The sequence below is a fragment of the Xenorhabdus sp. XBWT genome (assembly GCF_059072735.1).
In genome coordinates this window covers 1,733,667-1,747,090 of sequence record NZ_CM180990.1, presented here as the reverse complement: position 1 = coordinate 1,747,090, position 13,424 = coordinate 1,733,667, and the positions used below count along the sequence as shown (strand labels likewise).

The window sequence follows — 13,424 nt, the reverse complement described above, 5'->3', positions numbered from 1 at the left end:
AAATACAAGTTAGGTTTTTGTTAAATTTGAAGTTTTCCTGACATTGCGTTCGATAAGCTGACCGTACATATCAAAATAGCGACTAGGCCAAATTTCAGAAGGATGTACTTCGAGATAGTTAGCAATAATCCATTCGCCTTTAGGCCAAGGCCGACTGAGAGTATTTGCCAGTGTAGATGAACTAAGCCCCGCTTCACGAGAAACAGCCGCTAGGGTTGTCCCCCTCTTGCGTAATGCAGCAATAATATCGGCTTGATGCCAGTCATTTTTAACGTTATTCATTCCTGCTACCCCTTCCATTAATTGATAAAATTGATGGTGGTGATTCAAACAGGGTTCGCAGTACCGGTAACGTCCAACCGGCGAGGCCGAAGCCTCCCCTGCTTGAACCACCATTGAATAGGTGATAGCAAGCACACTGGTAGAAATTTCCTACCAGTGGGACGTTATATTCAAGGCTGCGAAACCTTACCACTAGATTTTGCTAATGGCGGAGCCACTTTAACGAATTGTTTTATCTGGTTCAATAAGCGAATCAGTAAAACCACTTAACTTTTTGCGTTATATCCCATTAAACACTTTAAGGCGCTCTTGTTGCTCTTCACTTAACCTAAATGCGAACTCTTCATGCTCACTCTGCCATGTGCCAAAGCTCATCAGGAACGCGATTGCGGGGTCGATTTTATTCGCCGATTTCTTTTTATTCGGTTTGATATTGGCGTTCGCGTCGGTTTCCATCACCACATTGGACATTGCCCACGCGAGCACAGGATCGCCATTGTGACGAATGACCTTTCGATTTACGAACACCTCGGCAGATTTCGCCACCGGACTAAAGCGCATATAGGTTTGCGGGAACGGCTCAACATCCAGCCCAACCCCCTGTAATTGTGTACGTAGATGCGTAGCGTTCCATGTGTCAAAGCCGACCAACTTGATATCAAAGTTCTGGCTGTCGTTTAGAATATCATCACGAATACGGTCATAATCAATGCAATCGCCTGCGGTGGTGTGTATCCAACCTGCTTGCACCCATTGTCGATACACAGCCCTATTCTTGTTGGCGGGGTTCTGCAATTGGGCTTCGGGTAGATAATGGCGGGTCAGTAATAACAGTTCGTTATCCACGGGGAAGGTGTAACAAATGCTGGTGATATCGCCTGTTGAGGATAAATCCAGTCCGGCGTAACACTCCAGCCCTTTAAGGTCGTTTTCATTATAATTGAGTTGGCAGGCTTTCCACGCACCTTCGCCCATCCACGGAGTTTCACCCTGACACCAGATATTAAAGCGTTTGGTTAACATTTCCGTCCATTGTGAGGGAATACCCCGTGCTTTCTGGATGGTGTCATGCAAGGCGGCACTGTCTACCGATACATCCAGATTGGGATTGGCTTTTATCCAAAGTGCTTCATCATCAATCTCGCTCTCATCGTCCAGTTCGTAAATCAGGGCAAACAGCGATTCGTTCTGTTCTTCGCCATCCAGTATCTGACAGCAATAATCATAGTGCTGTTTACAGGCTGATATCACGTTACTGCCCGCGGTGGTAATGGCGAACAGAAGTCCTTCGGAACGGGCACCCATGCCCAATTCAAGCGCAGAGTACACGGCGTTATCGGGGTGTAAATGGTACTCATCGACAATCGCCAGACTGGGGTTAGTCCCCTCAATCGTGGCGGCTTTGGCTGCCAGCGGTTTTAACAGGCTGTTGGTTTTAGGATAAGTGACTTTATGTTGCTGGATAGCGACCCGTTTTTTCAGGGGCTTTGATAACAGGCTCATCTGGCGGGCATCATCAAACACGATACGCGCCTGATCCCGACTCACGGCGGCGGTGTAAATATCCTGCTGCCCTTGCTCCATCACCAGAAACCAGTTAGCCAGTATAGCGGCAACGGTGGATTTGGCATTTTTGCGCGGCACCTGAATATAAGCGCTCCGGTATTTTCTGCGTCCGGTCGCTTTTACTTTGAAGCCGAACAGGTTCGCAAAAGCGAACTGCTGCCACGGCTCAAGCATGATGGGTTTGCCGCGTAAATGGCCTTTGACATGCGGGCAGACACGGGAAAAGGCAATAAAACGCGCCACAGCCTCCGAATCAAACAGATAAAGCGGGTTATTCAGGTCGCTATAGTAGCGTTTTACGGCCTGTTTTACGCGTTTACAGGCCGGAATTTTACCGTTTTCGATATGAAAAGCGTATTGCTCCCATGCGTTCATAGACGATCCAGCTCATCTTCTTCCTCAGTTTCCACCGGATTTTTACGCCGTGATACGGGGTCAAAACCCAGCAACGACGACATTTTTATCATGATTTTTTCAGCATCGGCTTTAGCGCTCAATGATGGATTTCGGCTCTCACTGCCCTGACTGTTAACAATGCTAAAGCCCCTGATATCAAGGTCTGCCACCGCTTTTCGGTAAATGGCATAGTTCACGCAATACAGTTCTAAGTTGTTCCAGTCAGCGGCGTTCAAGTCTTCCCGTTCGCTTAATATTTTACCTTTGGCCTTCCATTGACTGGCAGCAATATCATTAAGGTAGGTTGGCGGTTTTGGTGCTCTTGACATGATTTTTTTCCTTATTGTTTTATTTTCAAAAAACTGCCGTGCATAAAAATTTGAGGAGGGGGCGGTTCCGCTGGGAAGGACTCTTGTCATTTTTGATACCCCCACCTCGTTATTTTGTTTAATTATTATTCATCTGATAGCCAATCACGATACCTTGCTGCTTCGGTTTCCTGCTGTCGATAGATCCCCTGTTTGCGCTTCGCTTTGGTGATGGGATCGGTCTGTACGGTCTTGCGGTTATGGCAGGTCTGGCATAACGCTTGATGGTTCGATGCAGGCCAGAACAGCACATCAGTATCACCCTGTATCGGGATGATGTGATCTACAATGCTTGCAGGTGTGTATACATCTTGCTGTAAGCAGCGGACACATAACGGATTAGCTTTCAGGTAGTGCAGCCGATAGCGTCCCCATTGATTGCTGTAGCCTCGCTGGGTTCGGGTGCCGCGTTGCTTGTCCTGCTGGCGTCTGGCTTCTCGCTGGTGTTGCTCGCATCGGCCTGATTTCACCCGCTCGCGGCAGTGTGGGTAGCTACATCGCTTTAAGGGCTGCCACGGCATTAGTAGACTCTCACATCACGATAGACTGACCACAGTGATTTAATGGTGAACGGGACTTCTTTCAGCGCAATGTCCGTTGCCATTTCCCGATTTTCATACAGCAACCCGATATAAAGCAGGCAGCCCACCTTGATTGCTGGCGTAAAGGCCAAACCATTATCAAATCGCTTGTCGATATGTTGCTGGCAGACTTCCAGCGCGGCTTCGGCATAAGCCATTAATAACGCATCATCAAGAACATCGCTTTCATCAATCCGGCAGTGTTGTTTGATTTCATTCAGTGGAATGTCAATATCAGGCATATTTCACGCCTCCCTTGCAGAGCAGTTCTAAGCGGGTATGTTTCGGGTCAGGGATAACGGCAACGATGGCAAAGGTCTTGCCGTGGGTGCTGGCACCTTGATAAACAATGCGATTTGTTGTGGTGATATCATCACGGTAACGCAGCCAGATACGCACGGTAGCTTCGGATAACACAGCACCGGAGGCCACCAGCTCCCGCCCGCTGATCGGTTGTACTTCCGCCCACACCTCAGCGACATCCACCCATTTGTTTATCACCGACCCCATCGGCGAGCGGCTTGATTCGTTTTTTTGAAGCGTGATCCGGTGTCGTAATCTGCCTGCTCTCATGCCTTGTTCTCCGTTTGCTTTTTCACTTCTACGGTTTGCTTCCATGCCTGACTAAATTCATCACCACCTTCACGGGGCGATAATCCCTCGCGTTCGCGGGCTTCATTCGGTGACATAACACCGGATTTAATGGCAGTTTCGTAACTCTGGAAACGTTCTTTCGGATTGGCCCGCAGCAAGTCGGCAGTATCAAATTCGACCTGATAACGAATCCCCCGTTTTGGCGAGGTCATCAGCAAGGCCGCTTTGATTTGTTGTTCAAAATTGGCAAGCCACGGGCGCATAGTAATGGTCAGAAAAGCGCGAGACGCTTCGCTAAAATTGCTGTAGGTACTGTTCGAATATTCTTGCAGAAAGATCGGGCTGACATTGAACATACGGGCGATATCGTCAATCGTGAAACGGCGGGAAGCCAGCCATTCGGCATCTTGGTTACTCATCCCCAATTGTTGGTATTCCATCCCGCCTTCAAGAATAGGCGTTTTCCCTGCATTACGAGCGCCTTTGTAACGTTCGAGGGCTTCCAGTGCCTTACTTCCCTTGATCCCGTCCAGCCAGTCAGCGGCTTTAATCACGCCTGCCGCCATCATGCCATCTTTCATAATGCTTGCGCCGTGGCGCTGTTGTGCCAGCCCCAAACCCAGTGTTTCACGGCAAACGGTGACAGGTGAGCGCCCAAGAAAACCATCTTCAGTGGCATAGCGTAGATGCAACACTTCTTCCTGTAGATAGGTTTTCACCTTACCGCTATAAGGTTCGGTGATGACATATGCGAACCGATGATCGGATAATCGTTGTGGTACGACTGCTGACGGCGGGTATAGGGGGTCTGACTGGTATCCCACTGATCTTTTATGGCACGAAAACCAAAGGACATGCCTTGTATATCCCCGCGTTCAACCAGTGTTAATACATCGTGCCCCAATTGGGTATCTGGCGGCGTTAATTCGAAACGTAATCCGGTGGCATTTTCGACAAGTTGCAATGTGCCGGACGTGGTACGGCCTAACAGGTTCATCGGGTCGTGCTCGTACAACGCCCTGATATCAACTCCCGTTGCTAAACTGGTGTTAAACGCATTCGGCGCGAATTGTTCGATAAACTCATCCCATAATACATGGGATCGGCTGTTCCACTTAATCACATAGCCTGTCAGTTTTTTATTGCTGGCAGACAGTGAAGCTGTTCGAATTTCAAAATCATTCTTCATTAATGGACTCCAAGACTTGGAAAGGGGCGCGATACCCCTTCTGCTTAGTTGCCGGATGCTTTCACTTCCAGTACCTTAATTGCGTTGGAATCCACCAGCCCGCCACCCAAATATTTATCGGTATGTACCTTATAAAATCCCGGCTCGGTGATATTATCAGGGCGGGTACGAATGCCCGTTTCATGGTCAACGATAAAATAGCCGCGCTTGAAGTCTCCCAGACTGATCACACCTTCCGGCATAAATTCAAGATAGTGGACAGGCAAGCCCAGCAGCATATCAGGATCACCTGCCTGTAAACGTTCCCGCCAGATATAATCACCATTGACGTTTTTCAGCTTTTGTACCTGAGCGGCTGAACCGGAATTCATCACCCAGACGGCATTTTTGCGGTATTTGTTCTTGAGTAAGAATTTCAGGTCAATCAAGCTATCAGCAGAAAGCGCGGTAACTTCCATCTTTTGCAATGTGCCGAAAGCGCGCGTTTTGTCGCTTTGAGTATCACGGGGATAGGTTAGAAAACCTTTAGCTTTTTTACTGCCGTCACCGCTCACAAGATCGGTTTCTTCGGTATCAACAAAGGTGTCAGCAATTTCGGAAGTCAGCCAACCTAAGATATCGACATCGCTAAAATCGATAATCTCTTGGGTTGTTTTAGGGTAGGCGTAGATGGGGAACAGCTTAATGCTGACTTCTTCCATTTTCGGCGTTGTGGTTTCATTGCGTGCCTTGCCTTCTTCGCCGTGTGCCACGGCTGAGCCACCGACCGAAACAAGCTGTTTATATTCATTGCTGCGGGTGTTTTTCACTGTACAAATCCGGCGCATAACTGACTCATCAGTCAGTTGCTGCATGATTTGTTTGTTCAGTTCGGGGATAACTGTGTAGCCACCGTCTGACGGAACCCCCGTAGATAGGGAACGAGTTTCACCAGTCAGAACATAGTGGCGCAGTTCATCATTACTGAGTTTTTTGCTGGTCGGTTGAGTTCTTGCCTGAGTGCGTTCTTCGTCAGCCAAAGATTCATAACGGGCAATTTCAGTATTCAGTGTGTCGGACTGGCTGCGCAGTTCGTCGAACTGTTTAGCTTCATCGGTATTGAGTGAGCGTTTTTCGTTTTCGGCTTGGATGAGAAGCGAGCGCATTTGATGAGTTAAATCGGTTTTTTGTTGGCGTAATTCGAGTAATTTTTTCATAGTGTTTTACATAAAATATGTTGGGTTAAATTAGCTATAATTTTTAACACCATGAAAAATAATATGAAGTCATCTATTTATGATGCTTGGTTACACAATAACGTTTTTTACAGAAGAATTAACTCTACTTATTTGGCTATATAATCCCGCAAAAAAACAAAGATATTATATTTATTTTTTATGTTGGGTTTTATTAAAATAAAAACATATTCATCATTGGATATTGCAATCGAGATAATTAGAAATATTAGAAGACTCTGAAATGTATAGTGTCGCCTATCATTTTTTAATATAGAACTGGAGCTTCAACCTTGGCAGGATCAGTCCAGTATCTATCAAGGTGCCTAATATTGTTGGGTTTAATGGGAAGCTATCAGATTACCTAGGACATAAAAATCTCATAATTATTTGTTATTACTGAACTTTATTTTTACCGGGATTGCTTTGGAATTAAATTTGGAGCTGGCGGGAATTGAACAGATCCTAGCATTCGTAATATGTTGTTATTTATTATTTTTATTTGACGTAGATCACGTGCGTATTCTTTATGGGTGTTTTATCTTGTACTACAAGAATTTAAAAGTGCCAATTGTTTTCTAATGAAATAATAATCGGATATAATAATGACCATACATCATAATGAAACAATAACTATACAGGAAATAGTTCAGAAGCGTAATATTACCAGACTCTTCCACTTTACTCATTGCGATAATCTTTCTTCCATTATTGAGAGTGGACTCATAGATAGAAAAGCATTGGACGAAAATAAAATTGCGTATAACTATAATGATGAAGAAAGAATTGAGGGGCATTTAGATGCTATCTGTTTGTCTATCAGTTATCCTAATGCAAAAATGTTATTCAAATGTAGGCAGTTAACAAAAGGAAATTGGATATTGTTAGCCATTGATCCTGCCGTTTTGTGGGAGAAAGATTGTGCCTTTTATCCAACGAACGCAGCCTCAAACAATGTCAGATTCAATAATCTGTCATTAATGAAAGATGTTGACGCTTTCAACTCTATGTTTGCTAAAAATGTATTTTCAGAGTCAAGATGTAACACTCTTCCGAGTGAATATACCACAGATGTGCAAGCTGAAGTCCTTGTCTTCAATAAAATCGAACCGTCCTATATATTGAATATTTTTCATCCAAACAAGGACTCCGCTACTCATTTTTACAAGTTGCATCCAACAATGAAACATAGATATTATGCTAATCTTAATGGTAAAACCTTATACTCTCATAGGCCCTATTTTTTAGGATAAGTTATGGCTGTCAGACCTGTTTTTATCCCCTCATTTTCTGGAAGTGTATTGTCTATTACAAAAAATTTAGATTTCCCTTGGGCTTCAGGGATGGCAAAGGTGCAAAAACAAAAGTCAATTAGGGCATTGCATGCAGCCGCTAATACCCAAGGAGTAGGTGCCTTACTCGAGATTTCTAGCAAATCAGAGGATGAGTTAGGTATTGCTCTTAGTGCATTTAATCTTAGAATCAAGACAAAGAGACTCGCCAAAGAATTCACTGTTGAATCAGCATTTCAGGCAAGTAAAGTTTTCGAGTACGGCGGCCCTTATGTCGATTTATTATATAAAGAATCAGTAATATCCAAAAAAGATATAAGATTGAAAGAGTCAGGAAATCTTGTGGGTTTTAAATTTTATAATACAGTTTGGTCACTTATTCCTCGTACCGCTTTTTATGATTGGTTATATTTAAGTGCTCTTAATCAAAATAAAAAACTAGCTCAGCATTTATTAAATTTTGATGGATTTACTGATATTGAGTTTAATCCAGCAAAATCAATAAACTGCCAGGCTAGAGCTGCTGCTTTATTTGTCTCATTGATGAAGAGAAACATGCTGGAGGAAGTATTAACCTCTCAAGATAATTTTTTATCTATTTTATCACCTCATTACGGTGTTAATAATTATTCCATACAGCATCAATTAATATAAGCAATGGCCTATAAGGCCATTTCAATCTGCCAGATCAGGTGATGACTAATACAACTAAGGTACTTTTCAGGTTATTAAATAAGAGCTTTTATTTCCTACCCCCTAAAAATCTTTTTCACCCTCTCAGTTGTGCACCCTCTGCACAATACCCTGAAAGCCTTGCTACATCTGGGTTCACGGTAATTAATATGATATTCACTGACTGTATCATCTGTTCACCCACTTTTTAGATTAATGAAGAGAATGTACAGTTGATGTATAGCTAAAAAATAACTATACATCTATTATTTTCTTTTAAATACAGTTAGATGCTTGAAATGGTGTATGGAATGTAGACATAAAGCCAAAAGTTTTATATAGGTGATGTAAAGTCTCGACACTCAGGCACTGACGGTAGCCATTCTTCAGCCTCTTCCGATAACTCAACGTTATAAGAGTAACCTTTCTTGGTTCGTACTTTCCGATATTCCTTCCGGTATTCCAGCATAATTTTGGGGATGGATTCACCAAACTTGGTTAGCGTTAGTGGGCGTTCAAAACCGTGTGCCTCCATAAAAGAGAGATAGGCGTGATACAAGTACAATCTTGGTGCGCGTGGGCTGATATTCTTATTCCCCATCTTCATTCCGCTCACATCATTGACTGACACCAGATAACCGCAAAAGCGATACAACGGATCGGAATGACTCTTTACCGTTAACGCCTCGTTAGAGTCGCGTTGCGCCTGTAGCAGTTTTTTAGCCTTATTCTGGTCGGCAAATTCGTTTAATAAATGACGAATAATCACTGGTAATTCCCGACTGATTTTCTCCGGCAATTGCGGATCTTTCTCGGATTCTTTGACCGGAATATTAAACGGAAATATCACCCGTCGCCGTGCAATACCGCCATTGCGTTCGGTAAAGCTCATCGGTTCATTATTGGTGGCTAATACCACGGCTTTAATGATGGTAGAAAACTGTTTCTCGTATTTTCCGTCAACTTCGATTAGATCACCGCCTGTAATGGCCTTAATGCCTGCCCCTTCACCGACATATTTAACCTGATCGGGCAGCGTGATTAAACTCTTGCCAACAAACTGATAACGGCCTCTTGCTTCATCCAGCGCTCTCATATTGCCACTGGCAGTATTGTGTTCTCCCGCCAGTAAGGTAGCGATATACGTAAAGACACTTTTACCGCTGCCGCCTTCTCCTGTCACTTCAATAAATAGCTGCCAGTCATAACGGTTTGCCAGAATCATAAACAGGGCAGCTTTGATACGATTCATCTTATTTTCATTCTGACCCGCTGCATGGGATAACCAGCGGTAAAAGTCAGAAGCATGATCCGACAAGTTTTCACCGATAGCAGGCTGGGTAAACTCAATGCCGTTATGATTCATTAACCAGTGTTCCGGTTGGTGCGGGGTAAATTGCTGTGTCGATAACGCATACACGCCATTGCTGAACCCGATTAAATCCGACCGTTGTTCTCCAATAACTGGAATCTGTAATTTCAGGGCGCAGATAGCGTTATTTATCCCGTTTGGGCTGTACGGGGTGTCGTGCTGGTCAAAGATTGCCACCATTGCACGACGCAGCTCGTTATCTGATAGGGTTTCCCATGTCGTACCGTTATAGTAATAAACGGCTTCGCTTTCAGCATGTACCGCGATTTTTTGGTAATGCTCAACCAATAATGCCCCGCGTTGACTGGCTGCCATTTGTGCCAGATTATTATTGGCCTTTTTGAGCTTAGTTTCGTGGATCACTCCCGCTTCTGCTTCCATGAGTTTTTTCTCCCCAATCTGATATAACCCGTTACTGAATGCCTGCTTTGCTGCCTCTATTCCGTGATGCTGACGATAATCGTCCCAGTCGGCTTTATATTCCGTTGGCGGTAACGTTACCCAGCCATTAATCGCTTTAGCGGTCTTTTCTGCCGCTATTTTGCCTACATTCTTTTTGAGCTTGCCGTTTTTGTCCCGTTCTCCTTGTGAGTGCCAATCATTATCGGCGGCAAGGATAATTCTCGATTCAGGCCACTGCTTTCTGACCAATTCGGCAACATTCAGTAAATTACTTTCATCAATGGCAGCCAGTACCACGCCATTATGTAACTGGGTGACAGTCAGCGCGGTCGCGTAACCTTCGGTAATTATGATGGTGTCCGGTGTTTCGGTTATCTCAGACACCGGAATAATACTCCCTTTTTTCTGTGTGCCGGAAACAAGGTGCTTTTCACCGTTCGGCTTGATGGTCTGAGCACCCGTGATAGTGCCATCCAGAGTCTGAGTTACCAGCAATAGTGAATCCTGCAATAACCGTTGATTGGGGCATTGCAGCCCCTTTTTCGCCAAATACTGAGATTCTCCCCTTATCGATTTTGCCACCAGTACCGCGATCCGTTCCGCAATGGTTTTCACTGTTCGGGGTTGTTCTTTCGCTGGCTTGGATTCAGGTAACGGCATTGCCAGCACATCAGCAACCTGCTTAGCGGCGGTCAGAATAGTGATACCCTTAGCTCTTGCCACTAAATCCAGCCCATCGCCATGATTGGGCTGATCACACTGGCGACAATGCCAGTCGCCGTGATGGTTATCATCTATAAAGTGAAAACGGTCAGTGCCACCGCATATCGGGCAAGCGCCATGCTTCCCCTTTGCCGGAACATCAACGCCACAGGCTGGCAACAAGCTTTGCCAGTGATTCATGGCGGATTGTTTCACGTTTCGGATAACGTCTATCGGGCGGTTCTTCATATGTTTTGAAGAGGAATAACCCATAATTTATTCCTCCCCATAGACAGCCGCACCCAGTGCGTAATAGACGTCTTGGTTAAAATCACAGGCCAGCGCCAGCAGATCGCGCAGTTCTTCGGAGCAATCCCTGCCAATTTTGTCAAGAATCACCTCAAATAACGACATGGCTAACCCTGCTCGATACATGGCTTGATCCAGCGGTATCGCTTTCTGATGTTTGTTCACCACATAACCTAACAATGTCATCAACAAGGGCTGTGGTGTATGTTTCAACAATGCTTGCTGTATTTCCTGACTGATATCACGCGCCAGCAAAATCAGGTTATTGAGTTCAATGCTGCATTCTTCCGGTGACTTTTCGAGAATAAACGTGAAAACAGAAGCTGCTAACTGAGTGCGATACTCTGCCTGTTTTAATGAAAGAGTTTTTTTACCCACGGCGCACCTCCTGACGGGAAACGGATCTCAGGAAGGAAATACCCGCCAGAACAGTGATAAAACGCTGGAGATGAATATCTATTAGATGTTGATTACCTGACGCAATTAGACATGTAAATTTAGGGTGAGTTTGGGTACCGGCAACTGGGCTAAATACACCGAGGCGCAGGGTGGCCCGCTGGTTTCCCGCCGTGATCTGACCGCGCGTCTTTCTTATGAGCGTGTGGAAGGTGGCAGCCCTTACGGTGAGGACACGCAACGCATTCAGGGGATCACCTCCCCTTACCTTATCAATGATCCCTTTATTTCAACCCGTGAACACCGCTGGCAGATAGTGCCGAAGTTAACGGCCGATAACGGCACGGTCAGCAGTGGGGTTTTGCCTTTATCTGGCGGCAACGCCGCCCCTTGGAGTTCTGTCAATAACTGTACGGGGGGTCAGCGTACGATCAGCGAGAAGGATCAGTTAGTTGAAAAAGTGGTCGATTACGCCCGGTCAATCGGGATGGATTTTAGCCGGCTGATGGCGCAGTCATTAATTATCGGGGGAAAAATTAACCTCAGTGAACAATCTTTCCGGTTATGGACGGACGGCAGTTTTATTCCGGTGGAAACGGAACGGCAAAAAGAGGCGCACCGCGATGTGCTGCGGCAGCGGATTAAGAATCTGGGTGAAATGAGGAAATCATGAGAATCGATTTAGGTCAATATGTCATTACTTCAGATAGCAGAGCATACACGCTGAATAAAAAAACAGTATCGCTGAGAGGTAAAAATGCAAGCCGCGAATATTTGACACCATTTAGATATTACACAAATTTGCGGGAATTAGTCCGCTGTGTGATCAGACTGGGAGTTGATGGCAATGATATAAAAACCTTGCAGCAACTGAGTGAGCGAATTGAGGAAATTGTGGAAAATTTTGCAGCAAGGGAAGCCGGATGCTGACCTTAAAATTAGATGCCGAAATCGTTAATAACATTACGTGTACATTCGGCTCGGTTTGTTCCGGGATTGAGGCCGCCAGTGTGGCGTGGGAACCGCTGGGACTCTCCCCGGCGTGGTTCAGTGAAATTGAAAAATTCCCCGGTGAGGTACTGCGCTATCACTGGCCCTATGTCCGAAATCTGGGGGATATGACCCAAATCCCTGCCCTGATTGCCGAAAATCAGGCTGATGCGCCGGATATTCTGGTCGGCGGGACACCCTGTCAGGCGTTCAGCATTGCGGGTTTGCGCAATGGTCTGGGCGATGAGCGGGGAAAACTAACATTATCATTCGTGGAGTTGGCCAATGTCATTGATTCAGTCAGAACAGCAAACGGAAAACAACCCGCGATTATCGTCTGGGAAAACGTCCCCGGCGTCTTATCCAGCCGAGATAACGCCTTCGGCTGTTTTCTTGCAGGCCTTGCCGGCGAAGATGTGCCGTTGCAGCCGTCAGGGAAACGGTGGACGAACGCAGGTTATGTGTCTGGACCACAAAGAGCCGTCGCCTGGCGGGTGCTCGACGCTCAATATTTCGGCGTGGCCCAACGACGACGCCGTGTGTTTGTTGTCGCAAGTGCTCGAAAAAACTTTTGTCCCGCCACGGTACTTTTTGAGCCGGACAGCGTGCACCGGCATCCTGAGACGCGCGGAACGGCGGGGCAAACCGTTGCCGCCCATGCTGGAAACCGTGCTGTTATCGGTAGTCACTGGGATTCAGAGTTAAACCCACACCCAACCTTAAACCAGAGCCATAACACAGGTGGGATCGGGATGAGCAATCAGGAAATATTTTCTCAGCGCGGCAGCGGGTTGATATCCACCTATCGCCTGCTGTCGTTTGGGGAATACAAAACAGATGATATCTCATCAACGCTCAGATCACGGGATGATAAAAGCGCTGCTGATCTGATAGCTACTCATGACGCTGTGCGGCGATTAACCCCCGTGGAGTGCGAGCGGTTACAGGGTTTTCCTGATAATCACACCCAAATTCCGTGGAACGGTAAATCCGCGGCAGATTGTCCCGATGGCCATCGTTACCGGGCAATCGGTAATTCAATGGCCGTGCCTGTGATGGCATGGATTGGGAAACGGATTTTAATGCAGATGAGGCAACA

13 protein-coding genes and 3 pseudogenes are annotated in these 13,424 nt (G+C 45.8%); 5 read left to right on the top strand and 11 right to left on the bottom strand.

Annotated elements, in window-relative coordinates; translation table 11 throughout:
- Positions 1 to 9: 9 nt before the first annotated feature.
- From AC5JQI_RS07940 to AC5JQI_RS07900, 9 genes and pseudogenes are all read right to left on the bottom strand, one after another.
- Positions 10 to 282 carry a helix-turn-helix domain-containing protein gene (locus tag AC5JQI_RS07940; protein WP_493914309.1) on the bottom strand — a complete coding sequence of 91 codons (273 nt, stop codon included), beginning with the start codon at positions 280 to 282 and terminating at the stop codon, positions 10 to 12.
- Positions 283 to 561: 279 nt separating this feature from the next.
- Complete coding sequence (locus AC5JQI_RS07935; RefSeq protein WP_493914308.1) at positions 562 to 2,223, bottom strand: terminase large subunit; 1,662 nt, start codon at positions 2,221 to 2,223, stop codon at positions 562 to 564.
- A complete protein-coding gene (locus AC5JQI_RS07930; RefSeq protein ID WP_275383977.1) occupies positions 2,220 to 2,573 on the bottom strand; it encodes a phage terminase small subunit P27 family in 354 nt (117 codons plus the stop codon). Before AC5JQI_RS07930 ends, AC5JQI_RS07935 begins: the two co-directional genes overlap by 4 nt.
- A 125-nt stretch (positions 2,574 to 2,698) precedes the next feature.
- Positions 2,699 to 3,133, bottom strand: a complete 435-nt coding sequence (locus AC5JQI_RS07925; protein ID WP_493914307.1) for an HNH endonuclease signature motif containing protein — start codon at positions 3,131 to 3,133, stop codon at positions 2,699 to 2,701.
- Entirely contained in the window at positions 3,133 to 3,435 is a 303-nt protein-coding gene (locus AC5JQI_RS07920; RefSeq protein WP_493914306.1) for a head-tail connector protein, read from the bottom strand. Before AC5JQI_RS07920 ends, AC5JQI_RS07925 begins: the two co-directional genes overlap by 1 nt.
- Positions 3,428 to 3,766, bottom strand: a complete 339-nt coding sequence (locus AC5JQI_RS07915; protein ID WP_493914305.1) for a phage head closure protein — start codon at positions 3,764 to 3,766, stop codon at positions 3,428 to 3,430. Before AC5JQI_RS07915 ends, AC5JQI_RS07920 begins: the two co-directional genes overlap by 8 nt.
- Positions 3,763 to 4,587 (bottom strand): annotated as a pseudogene (locus tag AC5JQI_RS07910) (phage portal protein); the annotation flags it as partial. The gene AC5JQI_RS07915 and the pseudogene AC5JQI_RS07910, both read right to left, overlap by 4 nt.
- A pseudogene (locus AC5JQI_RS07905) lies at positions 4,581 to 4,976 on the bottom strand (HK97 family phage prohead protease); the annotation flags it as partial. The pseudogenes AC5JQI_RS07905 and AC5JQI_RS07910, both read right to left, overlap by 7 nt.
- Before the next feature lie 44 nt (positions 4,977 to 5,020).
- Complete coding sequence (locus tag AC5JQI_RS07900; protein WP_493914304.1) at positions 5,021 to 6,172, bottom strand: phage major capsid protein; 1,152 nt, start codon at positions 6,170 to 6,172, stop codon at positions 5,021 to 5,023.
- Between the two features lie 623 nt (positions 6,173 to 6,795).
- Between AC5JQI_RS07900 and AC5JQI_RS07895 the strand changes: the two genes are divergently transcribed.
- Both AC5JQI_RS07895 and AC5JQI_RS07890 read left to right on the top strand, forming a co-directional pair.
- Positions 6,796 to 7,443, top strand: coding sequence for a DarT ssDNA thymidine ADP-ribosyltransferase family protein (locus tag AC5JQI_RS07895; RefSeq protein WP_493914303.1), 648 nt, complete (start codon positions 6,796 to 6,798; stop codon positions 7,441 to 7,443).
- 3 nt (positions 7,444 to 7,446) lie between these two features.
- On the top strand, positions 7,447 to 8,136 hold the full coding sequence (locus AC5JQI_RS07890) for a DarT1-associated NADAR antitoxin family protein (protein ID WP_493914302.1): 690 nt from the start codon (positions 7,447 to 7,449) through the stop codon (positions 8,134 to 8,136).
- A gap of 352 nt (positions 8,137 to 8,488) precedes the next feature.
- On the opposite strand, the gene AC5JQI_RS07885 is transcribed toward AC5JQI_RS07890, so the two are convergent.
- Positions 8,489 to 10,903, bottom strand: coding sequence for a primase-like DNA-binding domain-containing protein (locus AC5JQI_RS07885; RefSeq protein ID WP_493914301.1), 2,415 nt, complete (start codon positions 10,901 to 10,903; stop codon positions 8,489 to 8,491).
- A 3-nt stretch (positions 10,904 to 10,906) separates the two neighbouring features.
- Positions 10,907 to 11,317 (bottom strand): hypothetical protein, encoded by a 411-nt coding sequence (locus AC5JQI_RS07880; protein ID WP_493914300.1) that lies wholly within the window; start codon positions 11,315 to 11,317, stop codon positions 10,907 to 10,909.
- Positions 11,318 to 11,447: 130 nt separating this feature from the next.
- On the opposite strand from AC5JQI_RS07880, the gene AC5JQI_RS07875 reads away from it, so the two are divergent.
- The 3 genes and pseudogenes from AC5JQI_RS07875 to AC5JQI_RS07865 all read left to right on the top strand — a co-directional run.
- Positions 11,448 to 12,008: a hypothetical protein gene (locus tag AC5JQI_RS07875; RefSeq protein WP_493914299.1), complete on the top strand. Its 561-nt coding sequence runs from the start codon at positions 11,448 to 11,450 to the stop codon at positions 12,006 to 12,008.
- Entirely contained in the window at positions 12,005 to 12,265 is a 261-nt protein-coding gene (locus AC5JQI_RS07870) for a hypothetical protein (RefSeq protein WP_493914298.1), read from the top strand. The genes AC5JQI_RS07875 and AC5JQI_RS07870 overlap by 4 nt, the downstream gene beginning before the upstream one ends.
- Positions 12,259 to 13,404: pseudogene (locus AC5JQI_RS07865) on the top strand (DNA cytosine methyltransferase); the annotation flags it as partial. The gene AC5JQI_RS07870 and the pseudogene AC5JQI_RS07865, both read left to right, overlap by 7 nt.
- Positions 13,405 to 13,424: the final 20 nt, after the last annotated feature.

What these genes read in the sequence shown, in the direction of transcription:
- AC5JQI_RS07915 (WP_493914305.1), bottom strand. Translation starts at nt 3,766, where the DNA reads ATGAGAGCAGGCAGATTACGACACCGGATCACGCTTCAAAAAAACGAA.
- AC5JQI_RS07885 (WP_493914301.1), bottom strand. Translation starts at nt 10,903, where the DNA reads ATGGGTTATTCCTCTTCAAAACATATGAAGAACCGCCCGATAGACGTT.
- AC5JQI_RS07930 (WP_275383977.1), bottom strand. Translation starts at nt 2,573, where the DNA reads ATGTCAAGAGCACCAAAACCGCCAACCTACCTTAATGATATTGCTGCC.
- AC5JQI_RS07900 (WP_493914304.1), bottom strand. Translation starts at nt 6,172, where the DNA reads ATGAAAAAATTACTCGAATTACGCCAACAAAAAACCGATTTAACTCAT.
- AC5JQI_RS07925 (WP_493914307.1), bottom strand. Translation starts at nt 3,133, where the DNA reads ATGCCGTGGCAGCCCTTAAAGCGATGTAGCTACCCACACTGCCGCGAG.
- AC5JQI_RS07935 (WP_493914308.1), bottom strand. Translation starts at nt 2,223, where the DNA reads ATGAACGCATGGGAGCAATACGCTTTTCATATCGAAAACGGTAAAATT.
- AC5JQI_RS07920 (WP_493914306.1), bottom strand. Translation starts at nt 3,435, where the DNA reads ATGCCTGATATTGACATTCCACTGAATGAAATCAAACAACACTGCCGG.
- AC5JQI_RS07895 (WP_493914303.1), top strand. Translation starts at nt 6,796, where the DNA reads ATGACCATACATCATAATGAAACAATAACTATACAGGAAATAGTTCAG.
- AC5JQI_RS07890 (WP_493914302.1), top strand. Translation starts at nt 7,447, where the DNA reads ATGGCTGTCAGACCTGTTTTTATCCCCTCATTTTCTGGAAGTGTATTG.
- AC5JQI_RS07940 (WP_493914309.1), bottom strand. Translation starts at nt 282, where the DNA reads ATGAATAACGTTAAAAATGACTGGCATCAAGCCGATATTATTGCTGCA.
- AC5JQI_RS07870 (WP_493914298.1), top strand. Translation starts at nt 12,005, where the DNA reads ATGAGAATCGATTTAGGTCAATATGTCATTACTTCAGATAGCAGAGCA.